Source organism: Coprococcus sp. AM14-16 (assembly GCF_003434675.1).
Taxonomy (GTDB): domain Bacteria; phylum Bacillota; class Clostridia; order Lachnospirales; family Lachnospiraceae; genus Coprococcus; species Coprococcus aceti.
On sequence record NZ_QTLL01000004.1, the window covers coordinates 109,956 to 130,293 of the forward strand.

Sequence of the window (20,338 nt, forward strand, 5' to 3'; positions counted from 1 at the left end):
ATAGGATATTAGCAAAAGAAAAATGGAGGGATGCACTTGGCAAATAATGAAGATTGTGTTTTTCTTGAGTAGTTTGTAGGAAGAGGAGGAAAATTTATGAGTATGAATGAAAAGTGGAATAAAGGTATTTCGCTACGGAAAAAAAGATGGATTAGCATGATAATGGCAGCCGTGATGATTGTTACGTTAGTACCATTTATGCCAGGAAAGAAAGCTGATAAAGTAGAGGCTGCTGGATATAACGCTGAAGCAGCGTTACAATATGCAGCAAGTCATTGGAATGATGGTGTAGGATTATGCGCTGAATTTGTTTCTCGGTGTGTACAGGCTGGTGGTATATCAATAAATACTGAGACAATAACGACAAATTGTTATAATGCAGTATCAAATGCAACTGGAGTACAAGGACAGATTTTAAAGCTTGATTCATCTGGACAGGCGACAAAAAGTCTGGATGGAGATATTCTTGCGGCTGGAGATATTGTAATAGAGTGGTGTAATACGCATACATACAGACCACATATAATGATTTGTGGAGGATATAATAGTAGTGGTTATGCAACCTATTACGCACATAACGGAGCTAGAAATAATACTCCTAGAGCGTTTGGAAAATGGTGTGATCCACACACATGGAGTAATGGGTGTGATGTTGGTGCAAGAGTATTACACATAAGTGCTTTGAGTGGGGCTTCAGGAGAAATGACAACTCCAACGATTACAACAAACAGAGAGTGTTACATAGTTGGAGATAAAATAAATATTACGTGGAATAAAACGAGCAGTCAGAGTGATTTCTTACATTATTGGTTAATCATCACCAATACTGATACTGGGGAAGAGTGCTTCGGTGGAGCAACAGGTTCAAACGGAGATGTAAATGCAAATAGTTATCAATTTACAATTCCGGAAGAAGGACATTATAGAATTGATATATATGCAATACCTTATAATGATAAAGAGCATCGTCAGAAGGAAGCAGTGAAGACAGTAAGTACATATGGATATGATAGTTCGATAGTTAACTTAGGAGATGACTTTTACGCAAATATAATCAATACAGGAAATGGTAAGTATTTGACAGCCGATAGCGATGACAATGTGACAATAAGAACCGCCTCGGGACAGAAAAATCAGCTTTGGCATTTTAGAAAGAGAGAAAGCGGATCATATGAAATAATAAACAATGCTTCTGATAAAGCTCTTGATGATACTAATTGGGGACAGGAAAATGAAACGAATGTAGGAGTATATACAAGAAATAATACGACTGCGCAAAAGTGGTTTGTGAGAGGAGCAGAAGGTGCTTATTTTATAAACGCATCATGTGGAGATGCGGTACTTGATATAGATAGTAATGGCTCGGCAGATGGTACAAATGTGTGGTTGTATGAAAAAAATGAGAGTTCAGCTCAGAAATTCACAATAAAGAAGGTGGCAACAAGCCTTGATACTTGTAATGCTCTCGGTCTGACAACAATACAGGGCGGTTTCCGGTTATCATGGGATACCGTGTCAGGTGCAACAAAATACGAAGTGTATCGTAAGAAGGCAACGGACAGTGACTATTCTAGAATAGCAGTTGTTTCAGGAGAAGACATAGATACATACGAAGATAAAAATTGTATATCAGGAATAACATATGAGTACAGGGTTAATGCAGCAAATGATTATTGTTTAGGTGCATCAGGTGCCGAATGTCATGGCTTGTATCTTGATTCTACAAATGCATCACTTGTAAAGTATTCTGCTGATAGTGTAAACATATCATGGGATTCAGTAAGAGGAGCAGATGGATATAATATTTATTTGTATAATCAGAATGATGATACATATTCAAAGGTGAAGGATATAGCAAATGGTTCAACAACCTCTTGTGTTATATCTGGTTTAAAACAGAATACTACATATACTTATTTGGTAGAAGCATATGGTATATGTACATATGAAAATAAGAACGAAATTTATACTGGATGTAGAAGTAATATCTTGACCATTGCGACAAAAAGAATATTAAGTAATCTTGCAGTTAAAATGTCTGATTGGGATTTGAGCGGAACGGCATCACAGCCAGTATTACTTGGAAATGATGGTAATGGTGCGGTAACATATACATATGCACCAGAGGGAAGCGATGTTTTCACAGCAGAATTTCCGACAAAAGCAGGAACATATACTGTAAAGGCAGAGGTAGCAGAGACTGATAGATATTGCGCTAGAGTGGTAACATGTACGTTCACAATAACGGATAACAATAGTAAGCCAGCTCCGGTAGTCAAAAAATCATTGGATAACTTAGTATTAATACTTGACGATTGGGATATAAGCGAAAATGCATCAACACCAATTTTGACAGGCAATTTGGGCAATGGCGCAGTAATATATAGCTATGCGGCAGTTGGAAGTACAGAGTACACAAGTGCTATACCAACAAAGGCGGGAACATATATAATAAAAGCTGTTGTTGCAGAGACTGATGAATATTATGGTGGGGTGGCAACATGTAAGTTCTCAATTACAGATAAATATAAGCCGACACCAATAGTTAAAAAAACATTAGATAATTTAGTGTTAATACTTGATGGTTGGGATATAAGTGAAGGAGCGCCAACACCTATTTTATTAGGCAATTTAGGTAATGGCGCAGCAACATACAGCTATGCAGCAGTTGGAAGTACAGAGTTTACAAATACAATGCCAACAAAGGCGGGAACATATATAGCAAAGGTTGTTGTTGCAGAGACGAATGAATATTATGGTGGAGTTGCAACCTGTAAGTTTACAATTACAGATAAATATAGTAGTTCACAGCCTGTAACGAAAAAGTCACTCAATAATCTTGTTTTGATGATGGCGGGCTGGCATGTTGGTGATCGCCCATCTTCTCCAGTTCTTACAGGAAATGATGGAAAGGGTAAAGTTACATATACATATTCTAAAGTAGGAAGTAACAAGTATTCAAATACTGTACCATCTAATGAAGGAAAGTATATAATTAAGGCATATGTTGCAGAGACAGAGGATTATTATGCAGGTACAGCAACATGTGTTTTTGAGATAACCAAAAAGCCTGTAGTTAAAAAGACACAGACAATAACAACTACTGCTGCAAATTATACTTTGGTATATGGCGGAAAGCCTGGTACCATAAAGGCAAAGACAAATGGAAATGGAAAAATATCATACAAGTCTTCCAACAATAATATAGTTTCGATTGATAAGACTGGAAAAATGATTGTTAAAAATACAGGTAAGGTTACTGTTTTCATTTATGCAGCAGAGACAACCACATATAAAGCCGCAACAAAGAAGATAACAGTGGTTGTAAAACCTAAAATACAGGTAATTAAGGGAATCAAATCACAGAAAAAATCAAGCATATATGTTAAGTATGTTAAAGATACAAAGGCAAGTGGTTATGAGATGCAAACAGCTCTTGATAGTAAATTTAAGAAGTCTGTAAATACATATACAATAAAGAAAAACTCTAAGTATAGTGTGACATTAACTAAGAAACGGACTGGAAAAATCTGTTATGTAAGGGTGAGAAGTTATAAGATTGTAGGATCACAGAAAATATATGGAAGTTATAGTGGTATAAAGAAGATAAAAGTTAAATAAATTTTATGCCATATAAAAAATAGGGGAAAGTCTAGAAAATTTAGTCTCAGACTGTAGAAAAACTACTCTGCAAAGCAATGTTTTGTAGAGTAGTTTTTTTATTTGTTGGTTCTTGGCGTCACATGTGTTGAATCTGCAAATTTCTGCGAAGGAATCCGGTGGTATGTGTATATAAATCTCATTGAAAATTCCACAATAAATTGGTAAGATAGTAAGCAAGATAATAAGCAAGATGGAGGTGAACTGATGAGCGGTTATGTACCACCATATACGATATCGAATAAAATGCTTGAACTTGTTTCAGAGATATCTGAAAAAGTTGGAAGTATTACCAGTCATAAAGAGCTGGAGTCAAAACCACATTTGCGTAGAAACAACAGAATAAGATCAATTCATTCTTCGCTAAAGATAGAGGCAAATTCACTGTCATTAAGTGATGTCAGAGATGTAATAAATGGACATCTTGTTCTTGGAGATCAAACAGAAATACAGGAAGTGAAAAATGCTTACGCAGCATATGAGGAGATCCCTGAAATAGACCCTACAAGTATATCAGACCTGAAAAGGATTCATGGAATATTGACGTACAGGACCGTCCACGAGTCCGGTGTATTCAGAAAAGGCAATGAGGGAGTTTTTTCAGGCAGCGAGTGTATATTTGTAGCTCCTCCACCACATATGATAAATGAACTTATGCGGGATCTTATGCAGTGGGTTAAAGAAAATGAGGGAGTTATTCCCCCACTTATCTTATCTGCAATATTTCATTATGAGTTTGTGTTTATTCATCCATTTGCAGATGGAAATGGAAGAATGGCAAGATTGTGGCATACGGTTCTTCTGTATAGGTGGAGAAGCGTATTTGAATATATACCACTGGAGAGCCAGATTGAACGGTTTCAGAATGAATATTATGATGCGATAGCGGTATGCCATACAAAAGGTAACTCGGACATATTTATAGAATTCATGCTCGATATGATAAATCAGATTCTGGATGAAGTTGTATTGCAGGTAAACAGATCAAATTCTGAGGTTTCAGAGTATGTGAAGCGGATGCTGGCGGTCATGGAATATGATGTGCCGTATACGTCAAATTTCATAATGGAGGCGTTGGGGCTTAAGTCCAAAGAGACCCTTAGAAAAAATTATATAAATCCGGCGATGGAGCTTGGACTGATAAAGATGACATTGCCTGATAAACCTAACAGCAGAAATCAGAGATATGTAAAGCAGTAGACAAGTTATGTCATCAGGTAATGCAATAAAACAACTTTTCCATATCAAATAAACGAAACTGACTGTAAAATATAAATTGCAAGAAACACACAAAAAGTTTGAAATACCCAACGGAGGTTAAATACATGGAAGATAGAGTACTTGACTGGGAGGTCTATGAGAAGACAGCCCGTGAGATGGCTGCAGAGGGACTGGTTCTGTTAAAGAACGACAACAAAGCTCTGCCACTTAAGCAGGGAGAGACGGTTTCTGTATTTGGACGTATGCAGAACCATTATTATAAGAGTGGAACCGGTTCAGGCGGCATGGTGAATGTTGCCAGAGTGGTGGGAATCCTTGATGCACTTAATGAGTGCAAGGATGTAAATGTCAATCAGAAACTGGCAGAGACTTATGCCGCATGGGATGAGGAACATCCTGTGGAGCTGGGACTTGGCTGGGGACAGGAGCCGTGGTCACAGGCAGAGATGCCGGTTACAGAGGAGCTCGTGCAGGAGGCTGCCGGCGAGTCGGATTCGGCCATAGTGATAATCGCTAGGACGGCAGGCGAGGACAAGGACAATACACTTGAAAAAGGAGCATTTATGCTCACTGATATAGAGACTGATATGCTTAGACTTGTCAGAGAGAATTTCCAGAAGATGGTCGTTCTCTTGAATGTCGGCGGTCTTATAGATATGTCATTTCTTGACACGATTTCCCCGGATGCCTGTATGTATGTATGGCAGGGTGGAATGGTCGGAGGATATGGAGTGGCTGATGTCCTCGTAGGAGATGTCAGCCCTTCAGGAAAACTCACAGACACGATAGCCTACGATATCAAGGATTATCCTGCGTATGACAATTTCGGCGGCGAAGAGAGAAACTTCTACGCTGAGGATATCTATGTGGGATACCGTTACTTTGAGACATTTGCAAAGGATAAGGTCAGATATCCGTTTGGATACGGATTGTCATACACAGACTTCAAGATCGGCGTAAAGCATGCAAGCCTGGATTTTGAAAAAGGCGTGGCGAATATCTGTGTCAAAGTCACAAATACAGGAAAGAGACTTGGCAAGGAGGTTGTCCAGGTGTACGGTGAGATGCCACAGGGCAGGCTTGGCAAGCCATCCAGAGTGCTCATTGATTTTGCGAAGACAAAGGAGCTTGTTCCGGGACTCAGCGATGAGCTGAAGTTTGAGATACCACTTGACCGCATGGCATCATTTGACGATTCAGGGGCGACAGGCCATAGAAACTGTTATGTGCTTGAAGCTGGAGACTACACTATCCATGTAGGAAACAGCATAAGAAATACAACAGAGTGTCTGTTCTTTGAGCTCGCTGAGACAGTGGAGCTTCAGAAACTTCAGGAGGCACTTGCACCATATGAGAAGTTTGACCGCATGAAACCATTCTGTGATGAGAACGGCAGGATGCTTATAGAGTATGAGGAGACACCTCTAGTCACTGTTGATATGTATGACAGGAGAGAGCAGGAACTGCCGGAGGAGATACCGGTTACTGGTGACAAGGGAATTACGCTTCTTGATGTAAGGGAAGGCAAGGCTTCCATGGATGAGTTCATAGCGCAGTTTGATGATGAGGATCTGGCATGCTTTGTCCGCGGCGAGGGAATGGGAAGTTCTCTTGTGACGGCGGGAACAGCGTCAGCATTTGCCGGGGTATCGCCAAATTTGATCGCACATAAGATTCCGTCGGTGTGCTGTGATGACGGACCATCGGGAATGAGACTCGACTCAGGTATGAAGGCATTCTCACTTCCAAATGGCACTCTGTGCGGATGTTCATTTAACAAAGAATTGAACACCAGACTGTATGCACTTCTCGGACTTGAGATGACAGCAAATAAGGTTGAGGTTCTTCTCGGACCGGGAATGAATATCCACCGTCACCCGCTTAATGGACGAAACTTTGAGTATTTCTCCGAGGATCCATACCTTACGGGTTCCATTGCAACTGCACAGTTAGAGGGACTTAAGTCCAGCGGCGTGTCCGGAACGATCAAGCATTTCTGCGGAAATAATCAGGAGTATCACCGCCATACGACGGACTCGGTCATCTCCCAGAGGGCACTCAGGGAGATATACCTGAAGGGATTTGAGATAGCTGTCAAGTCGGGATATGCCGACTCTGTTATGACAACATATGGTCTGGTAAATGGTCTCTACACCGCAGGAAGTTATGATCTGAATACCACGATACTCAGAAATGAGTGGGGATTTACAGGCGTGGTCATGACAGATTGGTGGGCATCCATCAACCGCAGGGGTATGGAGCCGGATGCAAATGACTTTGCGACTATGATACAGGCACAGAATGACATGTATATGTGCTGCCCGGACGGCTCGAAGAACATGGGCGGAGATAATGTCATAGAGGCACTTCAGGACGGACGTATATTGAGAGCTGAGCTTCAGAGAATTGCAAAGAATGTGTGTAACTTTGCCATGAATACGAATGCATTTAAGCGTCTTGTGGGAGAGCCTGTAGAGGTAGAGATAATAAACCGTCCAAAGCAGGCGGACGATTTTTCAATTGATGATGTGGAATACATCAATGTCGACAGAGACATACTTATAGATCTGACAGAGAATGCCAGCACCGCCGACACGAATTATGTCATAGCACTTGATGTTGAACATCCGGGAGAGTATGAGGTGAGCCTGAGGGGAAGCTCGACACTCGAAAAGCTTGCCCAGTTGCCGTGTACCCTGTTTTTCAACGGATTCCCTGTGAGCAACTTCACATTTAACGGAACTGACGGCAAGGATGTTGTGATCAGGAAAGAGGTCAAATTTTACGGCAGATTCAATGTGCTCCGACTGTATGTGAAATCGAATGGACTTGATCTCAAGGATATTAAGTTCAGTTTTGAAAAAGAATTTTGATCTGAAAATAAATATTGACATAGACTGCCATAGATGGTAACCTAAATTAACTCTTTGCACTGCATATAAATCTACAGTACAAACTGAGCAGACCATTGGCGAAAGCCAAGGAGTCGGGCCATCATGGCAGTGGAATCTTTACATCCACGGGACAGTAGTTACTAATACTGAGTCGTGGGTGTTTTTTTATACTCTTTTAGACATTCTATAAAATCTCCCACATATATTTAGTGATAAGAGCTTTCTGAAATTTATTGATCGCACAGCATCGGTCTTTTGATTAAGGTGATTATCAATAGACTGGTGTTCATTTAAGAAAGGATGGCTGATTATATGGAAAGCGCAAACAAAATAAACACGATGGCGGCATCTGCCGTATCAGAGGATGAGTTTAAAAAGGTTGCAAATAAAGTATCGTTTATAACGATAGTACAGAACGTACTGTTGTCAGTATTCAAATTATTTGCGGGAATATTTGCACATTCAAATGCAATGATAAGTGATGCGGTACATTCAGCATCAGACGTGTTCAGCACCATAATAGTCATAATCGGGGTGAAGCTGGCGTCGAAGGAATCCGACAAGGAGCATCCTTACGGCCATGAGAGGCTTGAGTGTGTGGCAGCGATCGTGTTGTCTATAGTGCTGCTGTATACCGGTATCAAGATCGGCTCGCAGGCGGTTAAGGACATAATCGGTGGCAATTACCAAAGCCTGCAGAAACCGGGGATGCTGGCACTGGTGGCGGCTGTTGTATCCATTGTCACAAAGGAGATAATGTACTGGTACACAAGACACTATGCGAAGAAGATAGATTCAAGCGCACTTATGGCAGATGCATGGCATCACCGATCAGATGCGCTGTCATCGGTCGGCGCGCTTGTCGGTATCGGTGGTGCGATGATGGGATTCCCGGTTATGGATTCCATTGCAAGTATTGTTATCTTTGTATTCATAGCTAAGGCGGCATACGATATCTTCAAGGATGCCATGGATAAGATGGTGGATCACTCCTGCGATGAAGAGACAGAGAAAGAGATGAGGGATTTTGTGCTCGCCCAGAAAGAAGTTCTCAGTGTTGATCTTCTTCACACAAGGATATTTGGCAACAAAATATATGTAGATGTGGAGATAGGTGTAAACGGTTCATATACATTAAGACATGCGCATGAGATAGCGGAAGAGGTCCATGAGGGAATAGAGAAGAATTTTCCAAAGGTAAAGCATGTGATGGTGCATGTCAATCCTGCGGATGTGGCAGAATAATCATAGATTGATAACGCAGAGTAAGGCACGGATCAGATTTGGTCGGTGTCTTATTTTGTGTGCTGGAAGCTGCAAAACGAGTACCAACCTTGCAAATAGTCAAAAACAATCAAAATAATTCAAAAATCTTCAAAAATATGCAGAATAATGATTGACAATCTTCATTTGCGATGATATTATGCATATAGATTGATTGAAAGTGACTGAAATCAAGTGAAAACCACCTTGAAACAATCACAAGTAATTGAAAACAGTCAAAAAATATGTTATCCTAAAGAAAAGTTAAAAGCACCGGATGCAGATATATGCATTCTGAAAAGCCACGAAAAAAGAAAATACACAAACACGAAAAACACATATACAGGAGACATACTTAAAAGGCAGGAGGCAATTATTATGATGACCGAGGATAGATACACAGCGATTTTAGATGCACTGAAAGAGAGAAAGTCTATGACAGTTGCAGAGTTCACGGAGATCACGGGAGCGTCAGAATCTACTATAAGAAGAGATTTGATAGCTCTGGACGATATGGGTAAGATCAAGAGATTCCATGGTGGTGCCAAGGCGATCGAGCATGAATATATCACCAATGAGGCACCGGTTTCAGCCAAGGCACAGCTCAACGTCGAAGAGAAAAGTGCCATTGCAAAATATGCGGCAACGATGATCAATGATGAAGATTTCATATTTATAGATGCAGGAACCAGCACGGAGCTCATGATCGACTATATCGGCGAAACAAATGCTACATTTGTCACCAATGGAATAGCACATGCCAAGAGACTTCTGAAGAAGAACCTCAGAACGTACATGATAGGCGGACTTGTTAAGCCGATCACAGAGGCGATCATCGGAGCCGAGGCAGTCAATTCCATGAAAAAGTTCAATTTCACAAAGTGCTTTCTTGGAACGAATGGAATCCATATGGATTACGGATTCACAACGGTTGATGTGGAAGAGGCTATGGTGAAGATGGAAGCGGTGAACAGATCTTATGCGAGCATAGTCCTTGCTGACAGCAGCAAGTTCGACAAGGTGACGGCAGTGACATTTGCAGCAATCGAAAAAGCCTGTATTATCACTGACAGACTTGTAAATGATAAGTACATAGATGCCACAGTTGTAAAGGAGGTACTCAGATAATGATTTATACGGTGACATTCAATCCGGCGCTCGATTATGTTGTCAAGATGGACAGCCTTGAGCTTGGAATGGTGAACAGAAGTAAGTCAGAAGCTATATTCTATGGCGGCAAAGGTATCAATGTCTCCACCGTACTTAAGAACATAGGAGTTGATTCCGTAGCTCTCGGTTTTGTTGCTGGATTTACCGGTAAGGAGATTGAGGACGGAGTCAAGGCCATGGGAGTTAAGACAGATTTTATCCAGCTGAAGAATGGTCTCAGCAGGATAAATGTTAAGATCAAGGCAGAACAGGAGACGGAGATCAACGGACAGGGACCCGACATTAAGAAAGATGAGCTTCAGCAGATGTTTGACAAGCTGGACAAGCTCCAGTCGGGAGATTGCCTGATACTTGCGGGAACCATCCCTGCTTCACTTCCATCTGACATATACGAGCAGATCATGGAGAAGCTTATGAACAGGAACATCGACATCGTGGTGGATGCGACAAAGGATCTTCTGCTCAATGTATTGAAGTTTCGTCCATTCCTCATCAAGCCAAATAATCATGAGCTTGGCGAGATGTTTGGAGTAGTATTAAAGACAGATGACGAGATAGTTGAGTATGCGAAGAAGCTTCAGGTCATGGGTGCAAGAAATGTGCTCATATCCATGGCAGGGGATGGAGCAATACTCATCACAGAGACAGGAGAGGTTCACAAGATCGGAGTTCCAAAGGGAACGGTTGTGAACTCAGTAGGGGCAGGTGATTCCATGGTTGCAGGATTTACAGCAAGCTACCTGAAGGATCACGATTACATGGAAGCGCTGAAGAGAGGAACAGCAACCGGAAGTGCCACAGCATTTTCAGAAGGCCTTGCCACAGCGGACAAAGTAGAAGAACTCTACAAGCAGTTATAGTAAAACGTACGTGTTCCGTCGTGAGAGGGAATACTTAGGAGATTCAGATATCGCACAGCAGCATATGTGGATGCAGCTGATTATTTAAGAGGAGGTTACGCTTATGAGAATTACAGAGCTTTTATCAAAGGAAAGCATTGCTCTGGGTGTAAAGGTAGATTCAAAGGATGCAGCAATCGACTACCTTGTAAACCTGCACGATGCAGCAGGCAACATCTCAGACAAGAAAATATACAAAGAAGGAATACTTAAGAGAGAGGAAGAGGGCTCAACAGCTATAGGAGAAGGAATAGCAATCCCTCACTCCAAGAACAAGGCAGTCAAGAGACCTGGACTTGCAGCTATGACAGTTCCAGATGGAGTTGATTACGACTCACTTGACGGACAGCCATCAAACCTGTTCTTCATGATCGCAGCACCAGAGAGCGGATCAGATGTACATCTTGAGGTACTTTCAAGACTGTCTATGCTCCTCATGGATGAGGACTTCAGAGCAGAGCTTCTGAAGGCAGCAGACAAGGATGCATTCCTTGCAGTCGTTGACAAATACGAGAACGCAAAGTTCCCAGAGGAGACAGCAGAGAAGCCTGAGGAAAAGGCAGTTGAGAAGGCTCCTGAGAAGAAAGGCTTTAGAGTGCTTGCCGTTACAGCGTGTCCTACAGGAATAGCTCACACATATATGGCAGCCGAGGCACTTGAGAAGGCCGGCGCCAAGATGGGATATGCCTTAAAGGCTGAGACAAATGGCTCAGGCGGAGCAAAAAATATACTTACTGATGAAGAGATCGCAAACTGTGATGGTATCATAGTTGCAGCTGACAAGAGTGTTGAAACAGCAAGATTTGATGGAAAGCCGGTTCTTTTCACAAGAGTGGCAGACGGAATACACAAGCCTGAGGAGCTCATACAGAAGATCGTGGATGGTCAGGTTCCTGTTCACCACGAGGAGGGCGGCAGAAAAGAGTCAAGCAGTGCAAATGGCAGTGTGGGAAGCAGAATATACAAGCATCTTATGAACGGAGTATCACACATGCTCCCATTCGTAATCGGCGGTGGTATCCTCACAGCTCTTGCATTCCTTATAGATACACTTTGCGGATTTGGTGCAACAGGTGGATCCAACTTCGGTTCCATGACCCCGCTCTCAGCATTCTTCAAGTATGCCGGTGGCCTGGCGATGGGCGTGATGGTTCCGGTGCTTGCAGGATTTATAGCAGAGTCTATAGCAGACAGACCTGGACTTGCAGTCGGTTTCCTTGGTGGTATCCTGGCATCTTCCGGAAATGCAGCCTTGTCCGGTTATGTATGGGCAGGAGATAACCTTGGCGGCTTCCAGTCATTTATATCAAAGTTTGGATTTGTAGCAGAGGGCGGCGGAAATACAGTATCAGGTTTCCTCGGCGGTATCGCGGCAGGTTTCCTTGCAGGATATGTAGTTCTTCTTCTTAGAAAGATCTGCTCCAAATTCCCTAAGTCACTGGAGGGAATTAAGCCAACACTTATATATCCACTTGTTGGTATGTTTATAGTTGCAGTACTTATGATATTTATACTCAATCCAATTATTGGATTGATCAATACAGGACTTTCAGATATGCTGACAGCCCTTGCAAATAAAAATCTTCTCATCCCACTTGGAATTATCCTCGGCGGTATGATGGCGATAGACATGGGCGGCCCTATCAACAAGGCAGCTTATGTATACGGAACAATGGTTCTCGCAACAGCGTCAGAGCTTGTCGCAGGCGGCGCACAGCTCTCAGATCCAGCAGTTCAGGCATGCTATATCTCAATGGCATCAGTTATGGTAGGTGGTATGGTACCTCCACTTGGAATTGCTCTTGCATGTATCTTCTTCCCTAAGAAGTTCACAAAGGCAGAGAGAAACTCAACAGTATCAAATATCGTAATGGCGTGTGGATTCATCACAGAGGGTGCAATACCATTTGCAGCTGCAGATCCACTCCACGTAATACCATGTACACTCGTAGGCGCAGCAGTTGCAGGTGGAATGTCAGCAGCATTCAAATGTACACTGATGGCACCTCACGGCGGAATCTTTGTATTCGCAACAGTAGGCAACTGGTTACCATACATCATTTCATGGCTTGTTGGATCAGTGATCACATGTATCATGCTCGGTCTTATCAAGAGAAAAGTGCAGGAGTAAAAAATGCACAAAAGTAATGCACAAAAAACGACAGAATGTTATAATTTATACAATTGGGGTTTGTGAAACAGCTATACATGGCTCAAATGAAAAGATGAAATGGTCATCTGACTGTGATGCCATATGGTAGACAATTACAGATCACAAAGACTTATTTAACAACACAAGGGCCGCTTATGATAGAGGATTTCTGCAAGTGATTGTTTATATCATTTGAAGGGAATTTGAGGCCACCGGTCCTTAGATAATCGTCAATGGAAAACATATTGACGATTATCGGCAACAACTGGAAAACCACCAGTTGTTGCATACGCTGCAGGCCGAAATAAGCGGGAGCGACCCGAAAATGATATATACAATCACTTGCAGTCGTATAATGATCATTGCGGCCCGTATTAGAAAAGGAGAAGACTATTATGGTAGCACAGACAGTAAAAGTAGTAAATGAACAGGGACTTCATATGAGACCAGCAGGAGTATTTGCAAAGGAGATGACAAAGTTCTCATGCGCAGTAACTCTCGACGTAGCAGGCAAGAAGATCAATGCCAAGAGCGTAATGCTCATCATCGCAGCATGCATCAAGTGTGGTGCAGAGGTTACAATAGAGTGTGACGGTGCGGATGAGAAGGAGGCTCTTGCAAAGGCAGTTGAGCTCATCGAGTCAGGATTCGGCGAGTAGGACATGTAGATGTTCTGACGTCGCAGCAGGGAAATGATAAGTGAAATCTGATATCAGACTTCAGTAAATGTTACGGACAAATGGTACTCAGATTGAGTACCATTTGTTGTATAGAGAATAATTGGAGGTTTTCTTATGAATAAAGGAATCGCGGGTTCAGCCGGCTACGGCGTTGGAAAGGTTGTGATCATATCTGACGCAAAGCCGGAATATGAGAACAGAACAATCACAGATACAGATGCAGAGATTAAGAGATATGACGATGCAGTTGCAGCGTTTACAGAGAAGACACATGCCATGGCAGAGGCCATGAAGGAGAGTGTCGGAGAGCACAATGCGGAGATCCTTGAGGGACACATACTGCTCCTCACAGATCCGGGGATGGATGAGATCACAAAGGGCGCGATTATGAGCGGAACCTGTGCAGAGGCTGCATTTGAGAGTACATGTGATATGTTTGCCGGAATGTTCCAGATGGCAGATGATGAACTCACAAGACAGAGAGCAACTGATATTGGCGACATCAAGGTGAGAATGCTCAAGATACTCACAGGTACACCTGATGTGAACATATCAGAGGTTCCAGCTGGAACTATCCTTGTGGCTGAGGATCTCACCCCATCCATGACAGCAGGAATCGTCAAGGAGAATGTGGCAGGAATCATCACTGCGGTTGGCGGCAAGACATCCCACTCAGCTATTCTTGCGAGAGCACTTGAGATACCGGCGGTACTCAGCGTGGATGGAATAGTTGACATGGTTTCAGATGGAATGACAGCAGTAGTTGACGGATGCGATGGAATCTGCATACTTGATCCGTCCCAGGAAGAGATAGAAGAATATCGGGCAAAGAGAGAGAAGTACTTAAGTGATAAGGCTCTTCTTGAGGTATATAGAGGCAAAGACACAGTCACAGCTGATGGCGCAAAGGTACATTTGTATGGCAATATCGGTAATCCGGAGGATGCAAAGCAGGTTGCTGCATGTGATGGAGAGGGCGTTGGCCTTTTCAGAACAGAGTTCCTGTTCATGGGCGCATCAGAGCTCCCATCTGAGGAAGAGCAGTTCCAGGCGTACAAGGCGGCTGCCGAGACCATGGAGGGCAGAGAAGTCATCATCAGAACACTTGATGTGGGTGGTGACAAGGATATCCCATACCTTGGACTTGAGAAAGAGGACAATCCGTTCTTAGGTTTCAGAGCAGTGAGATATTGTCTGCAGAATAAAGATTCATACAGAGTACAGCTGAGGGCACTTCTCCGCGCAAGTGCATTTGGCGATATCAAGATCATGGTACCGCTTGTCACATGTGTTGATGAGATCAGAAGCGTGAAGGCTCTTGTTAAGGAGCTCATGGCTGAGCTTGATGCAGAGAATATAGCATACAATAAGGATATCCAGGTCGGTGCAATGATAGAAACTCCTGCGGCAAGTCTCATAGCAGACCTGCTCGCAAAGGAGGCAGACTTCTTCAGTATAGGCACAAATGACCTGACACAGTACACCATGGCGGTCGACAGAGGCAATGCAAAGGTTGCGTATCTGTACTCGTCCTACAATCCTGCAGTTCTCCGCTCCATGAAGAATATCATCGAGGCGGCAAATGCAGCGGGCATCATGGTAGGCATGTGCGGTGAGGCGGCAGCAGATCCGTTGCTCATACCTCTCCTCATATCATTTGGACTGGGAGAGTTTTCAGTCAGTGCCACTTCAGTCCTTGCGACAAGAGGAACGATAGCCAAGTGGTCGAAGGCTGAAGCAGATGAGTTGGCAGCAAAGGCACTCTCACTTGCAACAGAGACGGAGGTTGCGGAACTTCTCAAAGCAAATGCAAGATAGATAAAAGTGCACAATATGGCTTGGTAAAAATATGAGTACATTTTTGTATGGTTCATGTGTTTGAGAAATCAATAATGAACAAAAACCATGACTCGTAGTGACTATTTTCACGAAAATAAAAAAAGTCGGCATTTTTAACTGGAAAAAGTGCCGATTTTTTTGTTACAGTATAATTAGTAGCAGGAAGAACACATAGTGAACAGAGTCAGCCTTGCAGATCGAAACAGACAGGTGCATCATATCGTAATTTTAGTGAGTTTGTTTTAACAGTATTGTAGATGGAAATAATATGGATAGGAGGATGTAATAATGTTTGAGAATGAAAAAGTAAACCATGTGAAGTTTGGTGAAGGCAGTGTGATGGAATGTGATGGAAGCCATATAAGAATTGTATTTTCTTATAATAATGTAGAAAAGACATTTGCCTATCCGGGAGCATTTGACAAGTTTGTCACCTTCCAGAGCAAAGAGGCACAGCAGGCAGCGGAGAGCGAGCTTGAGCAGATAAGGCTGAACCAGAAAAAGCTGGAGGGAATGAAGAAGCTTATAATTCAGGAGAACGAGAGACGGAAAGAGGAAGCGCTCAAGGCCAAGGCGAAGAGGAAGAGACAGTAATATAAAGTAAGATATAATAGTCCCTGCCAGAGAGAAAATTTTCTCTTTTGGCGGGATTTTTTGCACCTGAGGATCATTTTTAGAACAGTGCTATTTTTACATATACCTTGATTTTGTTGATATTTTTTGCTAAATTAAGTACGTACGTGTATAAATAGGGGCGTTTGCACCCATTTACAGAATAAAATGATCATAACAGTCAGAATTTGGCTGTCGGAAAGGACGGAGCACAGAGTGTATAAGATTACTAAGGTTGAACAGTTGACAGAGACCATATACCTCATGGACGTGGTTGCACCACGAGTTGCAAATAAATGTCTTCCGGGACAGTTTGTAATTGTCAGAGGTTCTGAGGATGGAGAGAGAATCCCTCTCACTATCTGCGATTACTCAAGAGAGGACGGAACCATCACTATAGTATTCCAGGTAGTTGGAGCTGCTACAGAGATGATGAAGAATAAGAAGGTTGGAGATTCATTTGCGGATTTCGTTGGACCACTTGGATGTCCATCAGAGTTCTGCAAGGAGGATATAGAAGAACTCAAGAAAAAGAAGATCCTCTTCGTTGCAGGTGGTGTTGGAACAGCACCTGTATACCCACAGGTAAAGTGGCTCCATGAGCAGGGCATCGATGCTGATGTCATCATCGGAGGAAGAAACAAGTCACTCATCATTCTTGAGGACAAGATGAAGAAGGTAGCCGGCAACCTGTATATCACAACAGATGACGGTTCATATGGAAGCAAGGGTGTCGTTACAAATGAGATACAGAAACTTGTAGACGCTGGCAACAAGTATGATGTATGTGTTGCCATCGGACCTATGATCATGATGAAGTTCGTATGTAAGCTCACAAAGGAGCTTGAGATCCCTACAGTTGTCAGCCTTAACCCTATCATGGTAGACGGAACAGGAATGTGTGGTGCCTGCCGTGTAACAGTAGGCGGAGAGGTTAAGTTTGCGTGTGTAGACGGACCAGAGTTCGATGGTCACAAGGTGAACTTTGAGGAGGCTATGCAGCGTCAGCAGCTCTACAAGACTGCAGAGGGCAGAGCATTCCTTGCAGCAAAAGAGGGCGATACACATCATGGCGGATGTGGAAACTGTGGAGGTGACAAGTAATGGCTATAGAAGTAGATGTTTGGAAGAGAGTGCCGGTTCGCGAGCAGGAGCCACAGGTACGTGCAAAGAATTTTGAAGAGGTTTGTTACGGATATAATGAAGAGGAGGCTATGGCTGAGGCTTCAAGATGTATAGGATGTAAGAACGCCCCATGTATGAATGGCTGTCCTGTATCTATCAATATCCCTGGATTTATAGCTCAGGTCAAGGAAGGCAACTTCGCTGAGGCATTCAAGATCATCAGCGAGTCATCAGCACTTCCTGCTGTATGTGGCCGTGTATGTCCACAGGAGACACAGTGTGAGCAGAAGTGTATCAGAGGAATCAAGGGCGAGGCGATATCCATCGGTAAGCTTGAGAGATTTGTTGCTGACTGGGCCCGTGAGAACGGAATCAAGCCAGAGCCTGCAAAGGAGATGAATGGTCACAAGGTGGCAGTCATCGGATCAGGCCCTTCAGGTGTGACAGCAGCCGGAGATCTTGCAAAGATGGGTTACGATGTAACTATATTCGAGGCACTTCACCAGCCGGGCGGAGTTCTCGTATACGGAATTCCAGAGTTCCGTCTTCCAAAGGAGAAGGTAGTTGCCAAGGAGATCGAGAACATCAAGTCACTTGGTGTTAAGATAGAGACAAATGTAGTAGTAGGAAAGTCAGTCACAATCGACTCACTCCTTGAGGATGAGGGATTTGACGCAGTGTTCATCGGATCAGGTGCAGGACTTCCTAAGTTCATGGGTATCCCAGGCGAGAATGCCAACGGCGTATTCTCAGCAAATGAGTACCTCACAAGAAGCAACCTCATGAAGGCATTTGACGAGAATTCAAATACACCTATCATGAGAGGTAAGAAGGTTGCCGTTGTCGGTGGTGGAAATGTTGCTATGGATGCAGCAAGAACAGCACTCAGACTTGGCGCTGAGACGCATATCGTATACAGACGTTCAGAGGAGGAGCTCCCAGCCAGAGTTGAGGAGGTTCATCATGCTAAGGAAGAGGGAATCATATTTGATCTCCTCACAAACCCAACAGAGATCCTTGAGGATGAGAACGGCTGGGTATGCGGTATGAAGTGTGTGAAGATGGAGCTCGGTGAGCCAGACGCATCAGGCAGAAGAAGACCTGTTGTGATTCCAGATTCAGAGTTCACAATGGACGTTGACACAGTAATCATGTCACTTGGAACTTCACCAAACCCACTTATCTCATCTACAACAGAGGGACTTGAGACAAACAAGTGGAAGTGTATCGTTGCAGAAGAGGCAAACGGACAGACAACCAAGGAAGGCGTATATGCCGGTGGCGATGCCGTAACAGGTGCTGCAACAGTTATCCTTGCAATGGAAGCTGGTAGAGCTGGTGCAAAGGGAATTGATGAGTACATCAAGAACAACAAGTAATAATTATATAGAGTCATAAAACGAGGCTGATGTGTATAGAGAATACTTCACATCAGCTTTGTTTTATATACGGGGGATTAGTTATGTATGATGAATTTGCAAAATGGTTAGACAGAATTTTAGATGAGAATATGCCGCTGCCGGGGGTGGCGATCAACTTCAATATATATGAAGAGGTGGACTTGCATTGGTCGATCCAGTTGATAAGTTCAACTTATTTTGACGAGGAGGACGAGGACTGGAATTGTTACGAGGAGTTCACGACAGGGGAAGATCTGTACGAATGGCAGCAGGGTGTAGGCTGGGAGAAGATACTTGATATTTCCTGTGAGATGATCAGAAAGTATCTCACAGAAGGAAAATATGCTGAGAAACTTAAGAAGTACGAGGCTGTTGCCGCTGGATTCGTGGACGGCGATGTGGAAATCCTGTACAGAAGATAGAGTGTTATGGAAACTAGTATGTAGTAGAAAATTGAAAATCTAGTGGGTAGTAGGAAATCGAGTGAATTGTGGGAAAACGAAAGCATTATAAGAAATAATGCACGTTGTATGAAAATGTGTGAGTTGTAGAAATATAGTATGTATTGCAGAAAAATTGTGATAGGTGGGTGACAACATGAAAACTTTATATGTATCAGATCTGGACGGTACGCTTCTTCGCAGCGATGAGACCACATCCGAGTATACAAACAGTGTAATCAATAATCTGACAGATAGAGGAATGATATTCTCTTATGCCACGGCGCGCTCCCTTATCACAGCTAAGAAGGTGACAAGCGGACTGCGGGCAGAAATTCCACTGATCGTATACAATGGGGCGTTTATCGTAGACAATGTTACCGGTGAAGTCCTTGCTGCAAATTACTTTGATGAATCGGTAGGATCAGTGCTTGACGATCTGTTCGGTAATCAGATATTTCCGATAGTGTATGCGCGGATAGATGGCAAGGAGAAATTTTCGTATGTTCCGGAGCTGTGCACAGATGGTATGAAGAAATTCCTGCTCAGCAGGCAGGGGGATGTCAGGACAAATATCGTAAAGTCAGCAGAGAACTTGAAAGTGGGAGATATTTTCTACATAACCTGCATTGACAGTCCGGAAAAATTAAAACCGTTGTACGATAAGTATAAGGATAAATTTCACTGTGTATATCAGAAAGACATTTATACAGATGAACAATGGCTGGAGATCATGCCGTTTGCAGCATCTAAGGCAAATGCAATAAAACAGTTGCAGGAACTTCTGGAATGCGACAGGGTGGTTGCCTTTGGAGATGGCAGGAATGATATAGATATGTTTGAACTTGCTGACGAAAGCTACGCAGTGCAAAATGCTGATGAACAGCTAAAAAGGTATGCCACATCGGTTATATCATCAAATGATGAGGATGGGGTGGCGCACTGGCTTGAGGATAATTATATCGTAAAATGACGAAAACTTA

The 20,338-nt window shown here is 43.0% G+C and carries 14 protein-coding genes and 1 riboswitch; all 14 genes read left to right on the forward strand.

Annotated features, from left to right (window positions below; all coding sequences use genetic code 11):
* The first annotated feature begins 96 nt into the window (after positions 1 to 96).
* The 14 genes from DW159_RS12445 to DW159_RS12510 all read left to right on the forward strand — a co-directional run bounded on the left by DW159_RS12445 (position 97) and on the right by DW159_RS12510 (position 20,328).
* Positions 97 to 3,621: an RICIN domain-containing protein gene (locus DW159_RS12445; RefSeq protein ID WP_117551190.1), complete on the forward strand. Its 3,525-nt coding sequence runs from the start codon at positions 97 to 99 to the stop codon at positions 3,619 to 3,621.
* A 246-nt stretch (positions 3,622 to 3,867) separates the two neighbouring features.
* Positions 3,868 to 4,860, forward strand: coding sequence for a Fic family protein (locus DW159_RS12450; RefSeq protein ID WP_117551192.1), 993 nt, complete (start codon positions 3,868 to 3,870; stop codon positions 4,858 to 4,860).
* 125 nt (positions 4,861 to 4,985) lie between these two features.
* Positions 4,986 to 7,754 carry a glycoside hydrolase family 3 protein gene (locus DW159_RS12455; protein WP_117551194.1) on the forward strand — a complete coding sequence of 923 codons (2,769 nt, stop codon included), beginning with the start codon at positions 4,986 to 4,988 and terminating at the stop codon, positions 7,752 to 7,754.
* A gap of 73 nt (positions 7,755 to 7,827) precedes the next feature.
* Positions 7,828 to 7,911: riboswitch (NiCo riboswitch) on the forward strand.
* 176 nt (positions 7,912 to 8,087) lie between these two features.
* A complete protein-coding gene (locus DW159_RS12460) occupies positions 8,088 to 9,020 on the forward strand; it encodes a cation diffusion facilitator family transporter (protein ID WP_015534011.1) in 933 nt (310 codons plus the stop codon).
* Between the two features lie 396 nt (positions 9,021 to 9,416).
* Complete coding sequence (locus DW159_RS12465; protein ID WP_015534010.1) at positions 9,417 to 10,166, forward strand: DeoR/GlpR family DNA-binding transcription regulator; 750 nt, start codon at positions 9,417 to 9,419, stop codon at positions 10,164 to 10,166.
* Positions 10,166 to 11,068 (forward strand): 1-phosphofructokinase, encoded by a 903-nt coding sequence (pfkB, locus tag DW159_RS12470; protein WP_117551196.1) that lies wholly within the window; start codon positions 10,166 to 10,168, stop codon positions 11,066 to 11,068. Before DW159_RS12465 ends, pfkB begins: the two co-directional genes overlap by 1 nt.
* 103 nt (positions 11,069 to 11,171) lie before the next feature.
* Positions 11,172 to 13,238, forward strand: coding sequence for a PTS fructose transporter subunit IIABC (locus tag DW159_RS12475; RefSeq protein ID WP_117551198.1), 2,067 nt, complete (start codon positions 11,172 to 11,174; stop codon positions 13,236 to 13,238).
* Positions 13,239 to 13,654: 416 nt separating this feature from the next.
* Complete coding sequence (locus DW159_RS12480; RefSeq protein WP_015534007.1) at positions 13,655 to 13,918, forward strand: HPr family phosphocarrier protein; 264 nt, start codon at positions 13,655 to 13,657, stop codon at positions 13,916 to 13,918.
* 135 nt (positions 13,919 to 14,053) lie between these two features.
* Entirely contained in the window at positions 14,054 to 15,757 is a 1,704-nt protein-coding gene (ptsP, locus tag DW159_RS12485; RefSeq protein WP_117551199.1) for a phosphoenolpyruvate--protein phosphotransferase, read from the forward strand.
* A gap of 309 nt (positions 15,758 to 16,066) precedes the next feature.
* Complete coding sequence (locus DW159_RS12490) at positions 16,067 to 16,372, forward strand: hypothetical protein (protein WP_022216907.1); 306 nt, start codon at positions 16,067 to 16,069, stop codon at positions 16,370 to 16,372.
* A gap of 234 nt (positions 16,373 to 16,606) precedes the next feature.
* Positions 16,607 to 17,494, forward strand: coding sequence for a sulfide/dihydroorotate dehydrogenase-like FAD/NAD-binding protein (locus DW159_RS12495; protein ID WP_117551339.1), 888 nt, complete (start codon positions 16,607 to 16,609; stop codon positions 17,492 to 17,494).
* Positions 17,494 to 18,894, forward strand: a complete 1,401-nt coding sequence (gltA, locus tag DW159_RS12500; protein ID WP_022216905.1) for an NADPH-dependent glutamate synthase — start codon at positions 17,494 to 17,496, stop codon at positions 18,892 to 18,894. Before DW159_RS12495 ends, gltA begins: the two co-directional genes overlap by 1 nt.
* Positions 18,895 to 18,977: 83 nt before the next feature.
* Positions 18,978 to 19,337: a hypothetical protein gene (locus DW159_RS12505; protein ID WP_004851321.1), complete on the forward strand. Its 360-nt coding sequence runs from the start codon at positions 18,978 to 18,980 to the stop codon at positions 19,335 to 19,337.
* 175 nt (positions 19,338 to 19,512) lie between these two features.
* Positions 19,513 to 20,328, forward strand: a complete 816-nt coding sequence (locus tag DW159_RS12510; protein WP_055147172.1) for a Cof-type HAD-IIB family hydrolase — start codon at positions 19,513 to 19,515, stop codon at positions 20,326 to 20,328.
* The last annotated feature ends 10 nt before the right edge of the window (positions 20,329 to 20,338 follow it).

Coding starts and splice junctions, on each gene's coding strand:
- gltA (WP_022216905.1), top strand. CDS start 17,494: ATGGCTATAGAAGTAGATGTTTGGAAGAGAGTGCCGGTTCGCGAGCAG.
- DW159_RS12505 (WP_004851321.1), top strand. CDS start 18,978: ATGTATGATGAATTTGCAAAATGGTTAGACAGAATTTTAGATGAGAAT.
- pfkB (WP_117551196.1), top strand. CDS start 10,166: ATGATTTATACGGTGACATTCAATCCGGCGCTCGATTATGTTGTCAAG.
- DW159_RS12475 (WP_117551198.1), top strand. CDS start 11,172: ATGAGAATTACAGAGCTTTTATCAAAGGAAAGCATTGCTCTGGGTGTA.
- DW159_RS12460 (WP_015534011.1), top strand. CDS start 8,088: ATGGAAAGCGCAAACAAAATAAACACGATGGCGGCATCTGCCGTATCA.
- DW159_RS12455 (WP_117551194.1), top strand. CDS start 4,986: ATGGAAGATAGAGTACTTGACTGGGAGGTCTATGAGAAGACAGCCCGT.
- DW159_RS12445 (WP_117551190.1), top strand. CDS start 97: ATGAGTATGAATGAAAAGTGGAATAAAGGTATTTCGCTACGGAAAAAA.
- DW159_RS12490 (WP_022216907.1), top strand. CDS start 16,067: ATGTTTGAGAATGAAAAAGTAAACCATGTGAAGTTTGGTGAAGGCAGT.
- DW159_RS12480 (WP_015534007.1), top strand. CDS start 13,655: ATGGTAGCACAGACAGTAAAAGTAGTAAATGAACAGGGACTTCATATG.
- DW159_RS12510 (WP_055147172.1), top strand. CDS start 19,513: ATGAAAACTTTATATGTATCAGATCTGGACGGTACGCTTCTTCGCAGC.
- DW159_RS12450 (WP_117551192.1), top strand. CDS start 3,868: ATGAGCGGTTATGTACCACCATATACGATATCGAATAAAATGCTTGAA.
- DW159_RS12465 (WP_015534010.1), top strand. CDS start 9,417: ATGATGACCGAGGATAGATACACAGCGATTTTAGATGCACTGAAAGAG.
- ptsP (WP_117551199.1), top strand. CDS start 14,054: ATGAATAAAGGAATCGCGGGTTCAGCCGGCTACGGCGTTGGAAAGGTT.